The 14316-nt window shown below is 63.9% G+C and carries 17 protein-coding genes; 5 read left to right on the top strand and 12 right to left on the bottom strand.

The features are described from left to right. Window positions 1–13: 13 nt before the first annotated feature. From QN397_RS21725 to tsaE, 3 genes are all read right to left on the bottom strand, one after another. Window positions 14–283: a glycine zipper domain-containing protein gene (locus QN397_RS21725; protein ID WP_187051385.1), complete on the bottom strand. Its 270-nt coding sequence runs from the start codon at window positions 281–283 to the stop codon at window positions 14–16. Between the two features lie 147 nt (window positions 284–430). Next, window positions 431–1969, bottom strand: a complete 1539-nt coding sequence (locus QN397_RS21720) for an N-acetylmuramoyl-L-alanine amidase (protein ID WP_323501892.1) — start codon at window positions 1967–1969, stop codon at window positions 431–433. Then, window positions 1966–2535 carry a tRNA (adenosine(37)-N6)-threonylcarbamoyltransferase complex ATPase subunit type 1 TsaE gene (gene tsaE / locus QN397_RS21715; RefSeq protein ID WP_409053759.1) on the bottom strand — a complete coding sequence of 190 codons (570 nt, stop codon included), beginning with the start codon at window positions 2533–2535 and terminating at the stop codon, window positions 1966–1968. Before tsaE ends, QN397_RS21720 begins: the two co-directional genes overlap by 4 nt. Window positions 2536–2577: 42 nt before the next feature. Between tsaE and queG the strand changes: the two genes are divergently transcribed. The 3 genes from queG (at window position 2578) to xerD (ending at window position 5683) form a co-directional block, all read left to right on the top strand. After that, on the top strand, window positions 2578–3624 hold the full coding sequence (gene queG / locus QN397_RS21710; protein ID WP_323501893.1) for a tRNA epoxyqueuosine(34) reductase QueG: 1047 nt from the start codon (window positions 2578–2580) through the stop codon (window positions 3622–3624). 110 nt (window positions 3625–3734) lie between these two features. After that, window positions 3735–4730 carry a tripartite tricarboxylate transporter substrate binding protein BugE gene (locus tag QN397_RS21705; RefSeq protein WP_323496169.1) on the top strand — a complete coding sequence of 332 codons (996 nt, stop codon included), beginning with the start codon at window positions 3735–3737 and terminating at the stop codon, window positions 4728–4730. 35 nt (window positions 4731–4765) lie between these two features. Further along, window positions 4766–5683 carry a site-specific tyrosine recombinase XerD gene (xerD, locus tag QN397_RS21700; protein WP_323501891.1) on the top strand — a complete coding sequence of 306 codons (918 nt, stop codon included), beginning with the start codon at window positions 4766–4768 and terminating at the stop codon, window positions 5681–5683. Window positions 5684–5781: 98 nt separating this feature from the next. On the opposite strand, the gene QN397_RS21695 is transcribed toward xerD, so the two are convergent. Further along, a complete protein-coding gene (locus QN397_RS21695; protein WP_323501890.1) occupies window positions 5782–6612 on the bottom strand; it encodes a ferritin-like domain-containing protein in 831 nt (276 codons plus the stop codon). Window positions 6613–6649: 37 nt separating this feature from the next. Between QN397_RS21695 and QN397_RS21690 the strand changes: the two genes are divergently transcribed. Next, window positions 6650–7174 (top strand): gamma carbonic anhydrase family protein, encoded by a 525-nt coding sequence (locus QN397_RS21690; protein ID WP_323496166.1) that lies wholly within the window; start codon window positions 6650–6652, stop codon window positions 7172–7174. Window positions 7175–7196: 22 nt separating this feature from the next. Beyond that, window positions 7197–8195: an Hsp33 family molecular chaperone HslO gene (locus tag QN397_RS21685; RefSeq protein WP_323501889.1), complete on the top strand. Its 999-nt coding sequence runs from the start codon at window positions 7197–7199 to the stop codon at window positions 8193–8195. A 31-nt stretch (window positions 8196–8226) separates the two neighbouring features. Here QN397_RS21685 and QN397_RS21680 read toward each other — a convergent pair whose 3' ends face one another. Genes QN397_RS21680 through kdsA form a run of 8 tightly spaced genes read right to left on the bottom strand, consistent with a single transcriptional unit; the run spans window position 8227 to window position 14307 of the window. Continuing rightward, a complete protein-coding gene (locus QN397_RS21680; RefSeq protein WP_323501888.1) occupies window positions 8227–9234 on the bottom strand; it encodes a hypothetical protein in 1008 nt (335 codons plus the stop codon). Continuing rightward, window positions 9231–9980: an ATP-binding protein gene (locus QN397_RS21675; protein WP_323501887.1), complete on the bottom strand. Its 750-nt coding sequence runs from the start codon at window positions 9978–9980 to the stop codon at window positions 9231–9233. Before QN397_RS21675 ends, QN397_RS21680 begins: the two co-directional genes overlap by 4 nt. Then, window positions 9977–10618 carry a nicotinamide riboside transporter PnuC gene (gene pnuC / locus QN397_RS21670; protein WP_323501886.1) on the bottom strand — a complete coding sequence of 214 codons (642 nt, stop codon included), beginning with the start codon at window positions 10616–10618 and terminating at the stop codon, window positions 9977–9979. The genes QN397_RS21675 and pnuC overlap by 4 nt, the downstream gene beginning before the upstream one ends. A 35-nt stretch (window positions 10619–10653) precedes the next feature. After that, on the bottom strand, window positions 10654–10929 hold the full coding sequence (gene ftsB, locus QN397_RS21665; protein ID WP_323496161.1) for a cell division protein FtsB: 276 nt from the start codon (window positions 10927–10929) through the stop codon (window positions 10654–10656). Window positions 10930–10956: 27 nt separating this feature from the next. Next, the gene (eno, locus tag QN397_RS21660; protein WP_187051394.1) at window positions 10957–12240 is read right to left on the bottom strand and encodes a phosphopyruvate hydratase; all 1284 of its coding nucleotides are present in this window, start codon (window positions 12238–12240) and stop codon (window positions 10957–10959) included. Window positions 12241–12279: 39 nt separating this feature from the next. Then, window positions 12280–13146, bottom strand: a complete 867-nt coding sequence (locus QN397_RS21655) for an FkbM family methyltransferase (RefSeq protein ID WP_323501885.1) — start codon at window positions 13144–13146, stop codon at window positions 12280–12282. A gap of 19 nt (window positions 13147–13165) precedes the next feature. Continuing rightward, on the bottom strand, window positions 13166–13453 hold the full coding sequence (locus tag QN397_RS21650) for a DUF1330 domain-containing protein (RefSeq protein WP_323501884.1): 288 nt from the start codon (window positions 13451–13453) through the stop codon (window positions 13166–13168). Continuing rightward, window positions 13450–14307 carry a 3-deoxy-8-phosphooctulonate synthase gene (gene kdsA / locus QN397_RS21645; protein ID WP_323496159.1) on the bottom strand — a complete coding sequence of 286 codons (858 nt, stop codon included), beginning with the start codon at window positions 14305–14307 and terminating at the stop codon, window positions 13450–13452. The genes QN397_RS21650 and kdsA overlap by 4 nt, the downstream gene beginning before the upstream one ends. Between the last annotated feature and the right edge of the window lie 9 nt (window positions 14308–14316).

The raw sequence follows: 14316 nt of genomic DNA, 5'->3' as shown, positions 1-14316 counted from the left end.
GGCCGGTAGTGCCTTAGTAACGGGGGCCGTTGTTCGGGTAGTACCCGCGATTGGCGTTATTGCGTTGGTCCGAGTTCTTGCCCACTTCATTGCCGATCAACCCGCCGATGGCGGCACCTCCGACCGTGGCGGCGGCGTTGCCGCCGATCGCGTTTCCAAGAAGTGCGCCGCCCACCGCGCCGCCTGCAACGCCCAACTGCTGATTGGGGCCTGTGCCGGCACAGCCAGACAAAGCCATCACCGACGTTGCGACGGCCGCCGCGATCCAGATACGTGTTTGCATGATGTCCACCTTAGAGTAGTAGTGCACTCAACTTAGGCAGCCGCGCGCATGCGGGCTGTAGGTGACCGCCCCGCAAGGTTGCGCGCAACAGCGACCGATCGATGCGCGATAACGACCCGCTGCACCTAGCGCTGACTGTGCGAAAAATTACAGCTGCCGGCTGCGTGCCAACGGCGGGTTTTGCGCGAAGTAGCGCTGAATGCCGCGCATCAGGGCCTCCGCCAAGCTGTCCTGGTATGCAACGCTGCGGAGGTTCGCTTCTTCTTCAGGGTTGCTGATGAAGGCGGTTTCGACCAGCACGCTCGGGATATCCGGCGCCTTCAGCACCGCGAAGCCTGCCTGTTCGACTTCGCCCTTATGCAGCCGCGCACCGACGTTCTTGATTTCGCCCAGCATCGCGCTGCCGAGCTTCAGGCTGTCGTTGATCTGCGCCGTCGTACTCATGTCGAGCAAGGCGCGTTGAACCTGGATCTCATGGTCGCCGACGTTGATGCCGCCGACCTTGTCGGATTCGTTTTCCTTGTTGGCCATGTAGCGCGCCGCGCTGCTGGATGCGCCATGCTGGCTCAGTGCAAACACACTGGCTCCGCGGGCTGCCGGCGTCGTGAACGCGTCGGCATGGATGCTCACGAACAGGTCGGCCTGAACACGACGCGCCTTCTGAACGCGCGTGCCGAGGGGCACGAAGAAGTCGGCATCGCGCGTCAAAAACGCGCGCATCGGATTGCCGTTGACGCTGCTGGCGTTGATGCGGTCGCGCAGCTTGAAAGCGACCTGCAACACGATGTCTTTTTCGCGCGTGCCGGCCGGTCCGGTGGCGCCCGGATCTTCGCCGCCGTGCCCCGGATCGAGGGCGACGATGATGAGGCGGTCGGTGCGGTTGGCAGTGGCTGTGCCGCTGCGCGCGACCACCGATGGCGGCGCTGCAGGCACTGGTTTGAGCGGGATCGAGCCGACCAAGGGCGGTAGCGTGGGCGGCAGGGGCGATGGCGCGCCCGGAGAGCGACCGGGCGCGGCCGGCGGCGCAGAGACGGCAGGCCCGGGTCGCCCGGCTTGCTGAGCCATGAGTTCGCCGAGCGGATCGACCGCGGCCGTGCCGGGCCTTACAGGCGCCGGTGGCACCGGCGCGCCGGGTGCAGTCGGCAAATGCGGCGGAAAACGCGATGGCTCATGCGGCGAGAAACCGGCGACGTTGGTATCGGCATCGCCCTTGGCAGTGGAAGAAGGCGCGTCGCGCAGGCGCTCGGCAATCAGCGCTTCCATCGGGTCGAGCGGCTCCTGGGGATGCAGGTCGAGCACCAGCCGGTCGCGATAGGCCGCCACCGGCGCCAGCGAAAACACCTGGGGGATCACCGCCTGCTTCAGGTCGAACACGATGCGCACGACGTTGGGAGCGAACTGCCCGACGCGCAAACCGTTGATGTACGGATCACCCGGCTTGATCTTGCCGACCAGCTCGCGCAGTTGCGGATTGAGCTCGATGCCGGTGATGTCGACCGCCAGCCGCGGCGGGCTGCCCACGGTGAGCTGCTGCGTTTGCAGGCGCGCATCGGATTCGATCGTGACGCGGGTGTAGTCGGCGGCGGGCCAGACGCGCACCGCCACGATGGTCGCCCCACGTGCGATTTGCTGCACGCCGAGCAGCAGAGCCAGGGTGCCGCCTTGAAGAAGATCGCGGCGCTTCATGCGGCGATGGGTCCTGAGTTTGGCCTGGCGCTGTCGAGATGCGCCAACAAGGCGAAACCGCGGGCCGTGCCCGCGAGCAGTGTCACGGTACGTGAGTCGTCTGTCATTGCTTCCATTTTAAGAGCGAGGTCTGCAACCGGAATGCGGCCTGCAGCGTTGTCGGGCCATTCGGCGAGCTTCAGTCCGGGGCCCGCGAAGATGTCTCTGAATCCTGCATCGTCCCATTCGCGAGGGTCGTTGAAACGGTAGAAGTCGAAGTGATAGATCGACAGCCCATCGGGTGCTTCGTGCGGCTCGACGACCGCATAGGTCGGGCTCTTGATGCGGCCTTCGATGCCAAGCGCACGCAGCAGGTGCCGGACGAAGGTCGTCTTGCCCGCGCCGAGCTCGCCATGCAGCGCGATGAAGGCATCCCGCAACATTGGTGCCGTGGCCATGCAGCGCGCAAAGGCGTCGGTATCGGCCTCGGTGTGCCATTGCAGCACCGCTGGCAGTTCCGTTGCCAGCGATGGCAACGGTGCCGCCTGCAAGGGCGTTTCTACAATCGGCGTGTGGTCGGTACTCAACTCGTGGCTCGTGATTTGGTGACGCTGGATGTCGTGGCGCGCATACAAGAGTGGGCGCGTGAGTTGGGATTCTCCCAAATCGGTATTGCGGGCATCGACCTCGCCGATGCCGAGGCCGGACTCGGGCACTGGCTTCACAACGGCTTTCACGGCGAAATGGCCTACATGGCCGCGCACGGATTGCGTCGGGCGCGGCCTGCGGAGTTGGTGCCCGGCACGGTGAGCGTGATCACCGCGCGCATGGACTACCTGCCCCGGGCGACGCCGGAAGGCTGGCAGGGCATCGAATTCGAACGGCTCGAACGGACCGGCGAAGGCATTGTCTCGGTCTACGCAAGGGGCAGGGACTATCACAAAGTGCTTCGCTCACGCCTGCAGAAACTGGCCGACCGCATCGCCGAAACGCTGGGACCTTTCGGGCACCGCGTCTTCACCGATTCAGCGCCGGTGCTCGAGGCCGAGCTGGCTTCACGCAGCGGCCAGGGCTGGCGCGGCAAGCACACGCTGGTGCTCGACCGCGATGCGGGCTCGATGTTTTTTCTCGGCGAGATCTACGTCGACATCGCGCTGCCGCCGAGCGAACCCGTTACCGCGCATTGCGGCAGTTGCAGCGCCTGCATCGACATCTGCCCGACGCAGGCGATCATCGCGCCGCATCGGCTCGACGCGCGGCGCTGCATCTCGTATCTGACGATCGAGCATGCGGGCCCGATTCCGGTCGAACTGCGCGCGGCCATCGGCAACCGCATCTACGGCTGCGACGATTGCCAGCTGATCTGCCCATGGAACAAGTTCGCGAAGAAAAGTGCGCTGCCCGACTTCGATGAACGCGACGGCTTGAGCGGACAGCATCTCGCCGCACTCTTCGCGTGGACGGAAGAAGCGTTTCTCCGCTTTACCGAAGGCAGCCCTATTCGCCGTATCGGCCATGAGCGCTGGCTGCGCAACGTGGCGGTCGGTTTGGGCAACGCCCTGCGTGCGGGCGATACGCGGGCCGCGGCCGCGCTCGCGACGCGTGCATTGCACCCGAGTGCGCTGGTGCGCGAGCACGTCGAGTGGGCGTTGGCGCAAAGCGCACCTTTCGTCTGAATCCCGTGTTTGCGGGGTATTCCACAGCACTGTGGCCGCCGGCATGCCGGTAGCATTTCGGCTTCCCGTTTCGTTCGATCGTTTTGTTGACGACTACCAGGAGTTCGCTGATGCCACGCCGCCCATTGAGCACTTTTGTCCGTCTCGCTGAAGTCACCGGGCTTGCCGTGCTCGCCGCCTTGCTCGCTTCGCCCGCCTCAGCGCAGGGCTACCCGACCAAGCCGATCGAGTTGAGCGTGCCGTTCGCACCCGGTGGCACGACCGACATCGTGGCGCGCGTGATCTCCGAGCCGCTGGGCAAGGCATTGGGTCAGCCGGTGATCGTCATCAACCGCGCGGGCGGCGGCGGCATCGTGGGTGCAGCCGAAACCGCACGCGCGGCACCCGACGGCTACAAACTGGGCGTCGCCACCGTGTCGAGCACGGCGGCCAACCCGGCGATCAACCCCAAGACGCCGTACGACCCGATCAACGACTTCACGCCGATCACCAACATCGCCGCGACGCCCAACATCATCGCGGTCAACCCAAAGTTCCCGGCAAAGAACTACGCCGAATTCGTGGCCGAGCTCAAGAAGAATCCAGGCAAATATTCGTATGCATCGTCGGGCACCGGCGGCATCGGGCATCTGCTGATGGAGCTGTACAAGAGCTTGACGAATACCTTCGTCACGCACATCCCTTACCGCGGCGCCGGCCCGGCGCTGAACGACGTGGTGGCGGGCCAGGTGGCGATCATGTTCGACAACATTCCTTCAGCATTGCCCTTCATCAAGAGCGGCCAGCTGGTACCGATCGTGGTGTCGGCGCCGCAGCGGTTGAAGGACTTGCCGAACGTTCCGACCTTCAAGGAGGTCGGGCTGGAGCCGGTCAACCGCATGGCGTACTACGGCATCCTCGGCCCGAAAAACCTGCCGAAAGAAGTGGTCGACAAGGTGGCGGCTGCGGTGAAAAAGTCGGTCGAGGATCCGGTGGTGCGAAAGCGCATCGAAGACACCGGCTCGCTCATCGTCGCCAACACGCCCGAGCAGTTCGCCGCGCAGATCAAGGCCGAGTTCGAGGTCTACAAGCAGGTCGTGATCAAGCAGAAGCTCACGCTCGATTGATCGAACGCGGCGCGCGGTTTGTTATCTTGCAGGCCATGACCGCGCTGCAAGAAGAAACCCCTGACGTCGATACGCCCGAGATCGATGAGTTCATCGATGCGCTCTGGCTGGAGCACGGGCTCGCCAAGAACACGCTCGCGGCTTACCGGCAGGATCTCGAGTTGTTCGCGCGCTGGCTCGCGACGCGCAGCAACACACTCGACACCGTGCAGGAGCACGATCTGCAGGCCTACATGGGAGCCAAGCTGGCCGACAAAGGCAAGGCGACGTCCGCCAATCGTCGCCTGACGGTCTTCAAGCGCTACTACCGCTGGGCCTTGCGCGAACGTCGCATCGCCGCCGACCCGACGCTGCGACTGGTGCCGGCGCGGCAGGCCATGCGCGTGCCCAAGACGCTTTCCGAAAAGCAGGTCGACGACCTGCTCGGTGCGCCCGATGTCGACACGCCGCTCGGCCTGCGCGATCGCGCTATGCTCGAATTGATGTACGCCAGCGGCCTGCGGGTGAGCGAGTTGGTGACGCTGAAGGCGATCGACATGAGCCTGAACGACGGCGTGCTGCGGGTGCTCGGCAAGGGCAACAAGGAGCGGCTGGTGCCGTTCGGCGGAGAAGCGCGCCGCTGGATCGAGCGGTATCTGAAAGAGTCGCGGCCTGCGATCCTCGACGGGCAACAGACGCCGGACCTGTTCGTGACGGCGCGCGGTGCCGGGATGACGCGCGTGATGTTCTGGATCATCGTTAAGAAGCAGGCGACCGTCGCCGGCATACATGTGCCGCTGTCGCCGCACACGTTACGTCATGCATTTGCCACCCACCTGCTCAACCACGGCGCGGACCTGAGGGCGGTGCAACTGCTGCTCGGTCATGCGGACATCTCGACCACCACGATCTACACGCACGTGGCTCGCGAGCGCCTGAAGCAATTGCACGGGCAGCACCATCCACGCGGCTGATTGACACCACCTCCGAACGACGTGCGCGCCATGCTCTTCGCTGGGCGGCGGCGATCAAGGCCTACTGACGCGCCGCTCGCCCGGGGCGCTGCAGCGCATCAGCTTCGTGCCAGCGCATCGGGCTCATCGAGCGCCTTCAGCTCTTCGTCTGTGAAGCCGGCGAGCGCTCGCGCTTCGAGGTTGAACGGCGCTCGAAGCCGCGGTGCCTCGTGCTTGCGATAAAGCACGCGGTAATGCGCGATCGGGTCGAGGCCGTCACGCTCGCACAGCCACCGGTACCAGTGGTTGCCGATGGCGACATGGCCGACTTCGTCGCGCAGGATGATGTCGAGGATGGCGATCGCGCCGAGCGCATCGGGGGTATTCACTCTGCGCAACTTGGCCTGGATCAGCGGGGTCGCGTCGAGCCCGCGTGCCTCGAGCGTTCGCGGTACCAGCGCCATGCGCCCGACAACGTCGTCCTTCGTTTTCTCGCACATCGCCCAGAGGCCGTCGTGGCCGGTGAAGTCGCCATAGCGCCAGCCCATCGTCTGCAAATGCGCATGCAGCAGCGTGAAGTGCTGCGCCTCTTCATCGGCCACGCGCAGCCAGTCGCGGTAGTAGGCCTCGGGCATGCCGTCGAAGCGCCACACGGCGTCGAGCGCGAGGTTGATCGCGTTGAACTCGATATGGCATATCGAATGGATGAGCGCAGCGCGTCCTTCGGTGGTGAAGGGCGAGCGTCTTCCGACATCCATCGCGGAAACGCGAAGCGGGCGGTCGGGCCGGCCCGGAACGCCGGTTTTCGCATTCGTCATGCTGCGATCGAAATCGAGTGAAAGCGATTCCGGGTTGCCCGCGACAAGCGCTGCCAGCGCGCGCGTCGCCGCCACCTTTTGCTCAGGGTCGGCAAGGCGCAGCGCGGCCAGCGCGGTCGATCGGATGTGCATCCCTACAATTCTAGTTTTTGACCCCTGGAGACCCGCGATGGCCCTCTATGAACTCGACGGCGAAGCGCCGAAACTGGCGCCTGGCGCCTGGGTGGCCGACAGTGCCGAGGTGATCGGCAAGGTGGTGCTGGGTGAAGATGCCAGCATCTGGTTCGGCGCGGTGCTGCGTGGCGACAACGAGACGCTGACCATCGGGCGCAACAGCAACGTGCAGGACCTGTCGGTGGTGCACAGCGACCATGGTTCGCCCACGACGATCGGCGACAACGTGACCATTGGTCATCAGGTCATGCTGCATGGCTGCACCATCGGAGACAACTCGCTGATCGGCATCCAGGCGGTGATCTTGAATAACGCGAAGATCGGCCGCAACTCGATCGTTGGTGCCGGCAGCGTGGTGACCGAGGGCAAGGAATTTCCGGACAACTCGCTCATCATCGGTTCACCGGCCAAGGTGGTTCGCACGCTCGACGATGCGGCTGCCGCCAAGCTCCGCCAAAGTGCCGAGCACTATGTAGACAACGCCCGTCGCTATGCGAAGGGCCTCAAGAAGATCGCCTGAGGGCGTCGGAAAGAAGAGCGTTTTGAGCGAGTTGCACAAGTTCCTGTTCGACGGCATGCCGGTGCGCGGCATGATCGTCCGCCTGACCGATTCGTGGCAGGAAATCCTGGCGCGACGCGCCGGCAACAGCGCGACCGGCGCCTATCCGCCGCCCGTGGCGGAGTTGCTCGGTGAAATGACTGCGGCGGCGACCTTGATGCAGTCGAACATCAAGTTCAACGGCGCGCTGATCCTGCAAATCTTCGGTGACGGGCCGGTCAAGATCGCGGTGGCCGAGGTCATGCCCGACCTGAGCCTGCGCGCCACCGCCAAGGTGGTGGGCGAGCTGGCCGCCGACGCGCGCTTGCCCGACATGGTCAACGTCACCAACAAAGGCCGCTGCGCCATCACGCTGGACCCCAAGAGCCGCGTACCGGGACAGCAGCCGTATCAGGGCGTGGTGCCGCTCTTCGGAGATCAGTACGAAAAGCTAGACAAGCTGAGCGACGTGTTGCAGCACTACATGCTGCAGAGTGAACAGCTCGACACCACGCTGGTGCTGGCGGCCGACGACAAGGTGGCGGCAGGCCTGTTGATCCAGCGCTTGCCGGTGAAGGGGGAGGGCAATCTGGAGGGAACGTCGCAGCGTGACCGAGACCAGAGCAATGAAGACCAGATCGGTTTGAACGAAGACTACAACCGCATCTCGATTCTCGCGTCGAGTCTGACGCGCGATGAGTTGCTGACGCTCGATATCGACACCATCATGCGCCGCCTGTTCTGGGAAGAAAAGCTGTTGCGCTTCGAGCCGCAGGCCGGCTTGCTCGGCCCGCACTTCGCTTGCACTTGCGGGCGCGAGCGGGTGGCCAACATGATCCGCAGCCTCGGCGTCGAAGAGGCCGACAGCATCCTGGCCGAGCGCGGCGACATCGAGGTGGGATGCGACTTTTGCGGCAAGCAATATCGCTTCGATGCGGTCGATGCAGCGCAGATTTTTCGGGAGCCGGGGGATCAGTTGCCGGCCAGCCCGGTGGTGCAGTAGGTCGCTCTCGCGGCGTGCTGCAAAGGGCGCTTCAGTTTCTGAAGTTGCTGAAGCGCAGGTCAGGTGCGCTGCTGTTGTGGCGCGACGGCACGCTTCGGCCGAAGCTCACTTGCCTGGCCTGAAGCGCGGTTACGTTCGGCAGTGCTTCGGTGCGCGGCGATGTGTCCCCCGGTGCCCTCCATGTCACTTCGCTCACGTCGGCGTTGTCGGGCGCGACATACATCGAGCGCAGCATGGCGAACGGCCGACGGTCGCGCCTCGATGAAGTAAGCGATGTGAGGGGCGACAGTCTCACGTCGAGCGCGGTGCGGAGCATGCTGACCTCGCTAAGGGTGACCGTTGCGGAGCCGCCCGCCTTGAACTTCAGGTGCAACGACAGAGGCAATGTGGTGACGACGATCGACGAGATATCGACCACCGGCCGCTGATGAGTCTCGATCGGCCCGATGAGCATCGACGAACCGTACGCGCCGTCGCCGAAGCGCGCCTCCGGCAACGGTTTGATCCGCCAATTGCCATCGGATGGATACAGCACAGCCACTTCGCGCGGCTTGCCGTCGACTTTCTTGAACACCTGCAGCAGATGGATACCGCGAAAGGTGCGCGACCCGAGTGTCACCGGCACGCTCTGAGACCGCCAGAAGCTCGACTGCGTGATGCCGACGATGCGCCACTGCGCGCCATCGAACAGCACGCGGGTCGCGGCTTTGAATGCATGGCGCGGATCGGTCGGGTGCACGCCGCCGTTGAAGTTGCATCCTGAAAAGTCGGACGCAGAACGATCGGCTTGCAGCGATGCGAGATACGGTGGCGGCAGCGCTTCGACGGCAAAGTGCGCAACGTCGGTGCCGCTCAGCTTCAGGGAGACGTTGTCTTCCTCTGCGCAGGTGGTCGGCGTCAGGTTGTTCTCGACGTCGACTGCGATCAGGTTGCCGGCAGCGAATGCTGGCCGTGCCATGCCGGCGAGCAAACACGTCAGCGTCATCACGGCGGCCGCAGCGCATGCGCCGATCAAGCGGTGGCGACCGGTGCGTGTCATCGAGCCTTCGGAATAGAAGTCGAAACTGGCGTCGGCAAAGGCGCCGCCCGCTCCGCCAGCAGATCCGTGAACAACCGATGCTCGCAAGCTGGATCGGAGCATTTTTCGCACGGCCACGTCCAGGTCGATGCCGTGGGGCGACCGCCAGCTTCGCTGCTGCCGCCGCGTACGTTGCGACCATCTCTGCCTTCGTCGCCTGCACGCTCCGCGATCGAATTGATCGCGTTCCAGGCATTCGCGATCCGTTCGGCGCCGCGACCATGCACGACGGTGTACGGCAGATTTGCACCGGCCAGCGCCGCACGCACGCGTGTGTCCACCGGCTCGCGAACATGGGGGCCGTCGCGTTGCAGGCCATCGGCCACCCACGGCAGATCGAGTGCGGTGAGCAAGGTGATCGCGCAGCGGCGTTGTGCCGCCAATGCCGATGCAAAGAGCGAAGCGTCGTCGAACAGCATGTCGCTGTACACCGCGGTCATCACGGCCGTGGTGTCGGTCACGACGACGCTGCGTGAGGCAGCGTCGTCAATGCGGCGCGTCTGCTCGTCGCAGATGGCGGCCTGCTCGTCGGGCCGTGGCGTGCGACCTTCGCGGTCGCACCACTCGCGCAGGTATTCGCCGACCAGCGTGGTCGCGATGCCGCGATCGTTGAGTCGTTGGGCAAGGGCGTGCGCCAGCTCGGTCTTGCCGGTGCTTTCGGCACCGAGCACGGCGATCACGCAGCCGATGGGCAACGAAGGAGTCATGCGTGTTCCAGCGCCGATGCCGCGGCTGCGGTTGGGCGCAATCGATGGCGCCATGCGAAGTAGCCGGCGATGCTGAGCACCGCGAAGACCGCGTAGAGGCCTACCGTGAGCCACAGGCCCTTGTGGATGAACAGGCCGATACTGACCACGTTGACGGCCAGCCAGACGATCCAGTTTTCGATGAACTTGCGGCCGAGCAGGAACTGCCCGACCAGGCTGAGTCCGGTCGCGAATCCGTCGAACCAGGGCACGTCGGTGTCGGTGAATTGAATCAGAAAAAGTGCGACGAGCGGCCACGCGACTGCGCAGGCGACCAGCGACCACAACGCGCCGCGCATCGTGAGGCGGCTTACGTGCAGCTCGCTGCCGTCGGCCCGGTGCCCACGCAGCCATTGAAACCAGCCCCAGAGCGCGACGATGGCGAAAAAGATCTGCAGCGTAGCGTCGCCGTAGATGCGTGCTTCGGCAAAGACGAAGACGTATAGCAACGAGCTCACGATGGCGAGCGGCCAGCCCCAGTGGATCTCGCGCATGTTGCAACCGACCATGACCAACGCTATGGCCGCGGCGACCACTTCGAGCCAACTGGTCGGTGCGCCCCACAACACGAAGGCGGGGGCCGAGAAGAACTCCGGCATCGGTGGTTTGACGGTTCCGCGGGCAGGGCGGAGTGTCAGTGCGTCATCTGCACGAACACCTCGTTCGGCTTCACCATGCCGAGCTCGGCGCGGGCACGCTCTTCGACCATTTCGAGGCCTTCCTTCAGGTCGTTGACCTCGGAAGACAGCCTCTCGTTGGCCAATGACGCACGCGCGTTGGCCTCTTGCTGCGTCATGAGCTTGTCGCGCAGCTGCGCCACGTCGCGCACGCTTCCGCGGCCGGTCCACAGCTGCCACTGAAGAACGGCGAGCAGCAAGACCAGCACGATGGGAACAATGCGTGAACGCATGCCTTGGGGCACCCGGTTCCTGGCCGTTTACTTCAGGTTGTAGAACGCGGCGCGGCCGGGGTAGCTGGCAACGTCGCCCAGGTCTTCTTCGATGCGCAGCAGCTGGTTGTACTTGGCGGTGCGGTCGGAGCGCGACAGCGAACCCGTCTTGATCTGGCCGGCGTTGGTGCCGACCGCGATATCGGCGATGGTCGAGTCTTCGGTCTCGCCCGAACGGTGCGAAATGACGGCGGTGTAGCCGGCGCGTTTTGCCATTTCGATGGCGGCGAAGGTCTCGGTCAGCGTGCCGATCTGATTGATCTTGATCAGAATCGAATTGGCGATGCCCTTGTCGATGCCTTCTTGAAGGATCTTGGTGTTGGTGACGAACAAATCGTCGCCCACCAACTGCACGCGTTTGCCGAGACGTTCGGTCAGGTGCTTCCAGCCATCCCAGTCGCCTTCGTGCATGCCGTCTTCGATGCTGATGATCGGGTATTTGTCGACCCAGGTCGCAAGCATGTCGGTCCAGTTTTCGGGCGACAGCGTGAGGTTCTCTGCGCCGAGGACGTACTTGCCATCTTTGTAGAACTCGCTGGCAGCGCAGTCCAGGCCGAGCGCGATTTGTTCGCCGGCCACATAGCCCGCCTTGTCGATCGCTTCGAGGATGAGCAGGATGGCTTCTTCGTGACTCGCGACGCTCGGTGCGAAGCCGCCTTCGTCGCCGACAGCCGTGCTGATGCCGCGGTCGCTCAGGATCTTTTTCAACGCGTGAAAGGTTTCGGCACCATAGCGGACCGCTTCGCGGAAGCTCTTGGCGCCGACCGGAATGATCATGAACTCCTGGATGTCCAGGCTGTTGTTGGCGTGCGCCCCACCGTTGATGACGTTCATCATCGGCACGGGCAATTGCATGCCGCCCATGCCGCCGAAGTAGCGGTACAGCGGCAAGCCCGATTCTTCGGCAGCAGCGCGGGCCACGGCCATCGACACGGCCAACGTGGCGTTGGCGCCCAGGCGTGCCTTGTTGTCGGTGCCGTCCAGGTCGTTCAGCGTGCGGTCGAGAAAGGCCTGCTCGGTGGCGTCGAGGCCGAGCACGGCTTCGGAGATTTCGGTGTTGATGTTTTCTACCGCTTTCAACACGCCCTTGCCACCGTAACGAGCCTTGTCGTTGTCGCGAAGTTCGATCGCTTCGCGCGAGCCGGTCGACGCACCCGACGGCACGGCCGCCCGACCCATGGTGCCGCTTTCCAGCAGCACGTCGCATTCGACTGTGGGATTGCCGCGGCTGTCGAGAATTTCGCGGCCGACGATGTCAACGATTGCACTCATGATTTTTATTGAAGGATGAAGTTGAAAAGGTTTGCGGTGTCAGAGTCGTGCGAATCGGGCATTGTCCCAAGTCGAAGCGTTGAAGTTGAGCCGGCCCGGCGCGATGCTGATTGCATCGTCGCCGGCTCGGGCCTGTGTCAGTCCCTGCATGGATGCCTGCTCGACGGGCACGCACACCAGGTCGAGCGATACCGCTCCCATGACGTCTTCGGCGACGCCGCGGAAGTTGGCAGGATTGAACATCGGTGCAATGTAGTAAAACGCCGCGTATCCCAGCGGTTCCAGAAAACCGACCAGCTCGTCGCGGTTGCCTGTGGGCTTGCCGTTGGCGCAGTCGATCTCGAGATAGACGATCGGCCGCAGGCGGCGCAAGGTGTCGATGGCGCCTTCGAGCAAGGCCAGCTCATGGCCTTCGATATCGGCCTTGATGAAGTCCAGCCGCTGCAGCGCCAACGCATCGATCGATTGCATGTCGACGCTCTCGGTGGAAGCTGCAGTCGATGCGCCGCGCAACGAGGCCTCGCCGAAATTGCCGGGCTGCGACGGATCCATCAACGGGAACAAGGCACTGCCGTTGGCGCCACCGATGGCTTTTTGAATCGCGTGCACATTCAGGCATTCGTTGAGCGCCATGTTCGCGCACAGCAACTGGTGCGTGTGGCGCGAGGCCTCGAATGCCAGTACCTTGCCGGACGCGCCCACGGCACGCGACAAAAACACCGTGTGCGTGCCGATGTTGGCGCCGGCCTCGATCACCGTGTCGCCTTTTCGGACGATCTGCCGGAACAAACTGATTTCTGCTTCGGACCACTCGCCGTAAATGGCGAGGCTGCGACCGACGAATTTGTCGTTGGTGTTGTAGACGAACCGGCCGTGCCGTGCGTCTGTCAGTTCGTAGATGCTCATGCTTTACCCCGGTGCCCGATCAGAGGCCTTCGACCGCGATCATGCGCATCACCGCAGCACCGGCGCGGGCTTCACGGGCCTTCAGATATTCAGGCGTGTCGTAGAAAGCTTTGGCTTGCTCGAAAGTCGGAAACTTCAGCAGCACCACGCGGGTCGGTGCCCAGTCGCCTTCGAGTACCGCGATCTGACCACCGCGAATGCACACCTCGGCACCGCTCGCCTGCATGGCGGCGCTCGACCACTTTTTATACTCTTCGTATTGCGTCGGGTTCGTGACTTCGACGTGTGCAATGACGTAACCACTCATGCTTGAAACCTGTCTTCCAGATAGCCGTTTTTCTTGGTGACCGCATCGAGCGCCAGCAGCGTCTCAAGCAGCGCTTTCATGTGCTTCAAAGGCACCGCATTGGGACCATCGCTCAGCGCCTTGGCCGGGTCGGGGTGCGTTTCCATGAACACGCCGGCAACGCCGACCGCAATGGCCGCGCGCGCCAGCACCGGGACCATCTCGCGCTGGCCGCCCGAGCTCGTGCCCTGGCCACCCGGCAACTGTACCGAGTGCGTGGCGTCGAACACCACAGGCGCCAGGGTCTCGCGCATGATCGCCAGCGATCGCATGTCCGACACCAGATTGTTGTAGCCGAAACTGGCGCCGCGTTCGCAAGCCATGAAGCTGTCTTCGTCGAGACCGATTTCTTTGGCCGCGGCGCGCGCCTTGTCGATGACGTTCTTCATGTCGTGCGGCGCGAGGAACTGACCCTTCTTGATGTTCACCGGCTTGCCCGACTGGGCGACTGCACGGATGAAGTCGGTCTGGCGGCACAGGAAGGCGGGCGTCTGCAACACGTCGACCACCTTGGCCGCTTCTACGATGTCTTCGTTGGTGTGCACGTCGGTCAGCACCGGCACGCCGAGGTCGCGCCTGACCTTGGCCAGAATTTCCAGCCCCTTGTCACGACCCGGGCCGCGAAAGGTGGTGCCCGACGAACGGTTGGCCTTGTCGAAGCTGCTCTTGAAGATGAACGGAATACCGAGCGCCTGCGTGATTTCCTTCAGCGTGCCGGCGGTGTCCATCTGCAGCTGTTCCGACTCGATCACGCACGGACCTGCGATGAGGAAGAACGGCTTGTCGAGTCCGATGTCGAATCCGCAAAGCTTCATGACTGCACT

The organism is Variovorax sp. RTB1 (genome assembly GCF_035018765.1).
GTDB lineage: Bacteria > Pseudomonadota > Gammaproteobacteria > Burkholderiales > Burkholderiaceae_C > Variovorax.
Note: the sequence above shows the minus strand (reverse complement) of the source record. Positions and strands in the feature narration are given on the sequence as shown.

What these genes read in the sequence shown, in the direction of transcription:
- QN397_RS21650 (WP_323501884.1), bottom strand. Translation starts at nt 13,453, where the DNA reads ATGAGTGGTTACGTCATTGCACACGTCGAAGTCACGAACCCGACGCAA.
- kdsA (WP_323496159.1), bottom strand. Translation starts at nt 14,307, where the DNA reads ATGAAGCTTTGCGGATTCGACATCGGACTCGACAAGCCGTTCTTCCTC.
- QN397_RS21695 (WP_323501890.1), bottom strand. Translation starts at nt 6,612, where the DNA reads ATGCACATCCGATCGACCGCGCTGGCCGCGCTGCGCCTTGCCGACCCT.
- QN397_RS21725 (WP_187051385.1), bottom strand. Translation starts at nt 283, where the DNA reads ATGCAAACACGTATCTGGATCGCGGCGGCCGTCGCAACGTCGGTGATG.
- pnuC (WP_323501886.1), bottom strand. Translation starts at nt 10,618, where the DNA reads ATGCCGGAGTTCTTCTCGGCCCCCGCCTTCGTGTTGTGGGGCGCACCG.
- QN397_RS21720 (WP_323501892.1), bottom strand. Translation starts at nt 1,969, where the DNA reads ATGAAGCGCCGCGATCTTCTTCAAGGCGGCACCCTGGCTCTGCTGCTC.
- QN397_RS21705 (WP_323496169.1), top strand. Translation starts at nt 3,735, where the DNA reads ATGCCACGCCGCCCATTGAGCACTTTTGTCCGTCTCGCTGAAGTCACC.
- QN397_RS21680 (WP_323501888.1), bottom strand. Translation starts at nt 9,234, where the DNA reads ATGACACGCACCGGTCGCCACCGCTTGATCGGCGCATGCGCTGCGGCC.
- QN397_RS21690 (WP_323496166.1), top strand. Translation starts at nt 6,650, where the DNA reads ATGGCCCTCTATGAACTCGACGGCGAAGCGCCGAAACTGGCGCCTGGC.
- QN397_RS21675 (WP_323501887.1), bottom strand. Translation starts at nt 9,980, where the DNA reads ATGACTCCTTCGTTGCCCATCGGCTGCGTGATCGCCGTGCTCGGTGCC.
- QN397_RS21655 (WP_323501885.1), bottom strand. Translation starts at nt 13,146, where the DNA reads ATGAGCATCTACGAACTGACAGACGCACGGCACGGCCGGTTCGTCTAC.
- eno (WP_187051394.1), bottom strand. Translation starts at nt 12,240, where the DNA reads ATGAGTGCAATCGTTGACATCGTCGGCCGCGAAATTCTCGACAGCCGC.
- xerD (WP_323501891.1), top strand. Translation starts at nt 4,766, where the DNA reads ATGACCGCGCTGCAAGAAGAAACCCCTGACGTCGATACGCCCGAGATC.
- ftsB (WP_323496161.1), bottom strand. Translation starts at nt 10,929, where the DNA reads ATGCGTTCACGCATTGTTCCCATCGTGCTGGTCTTGCTGCTCGCCGTT.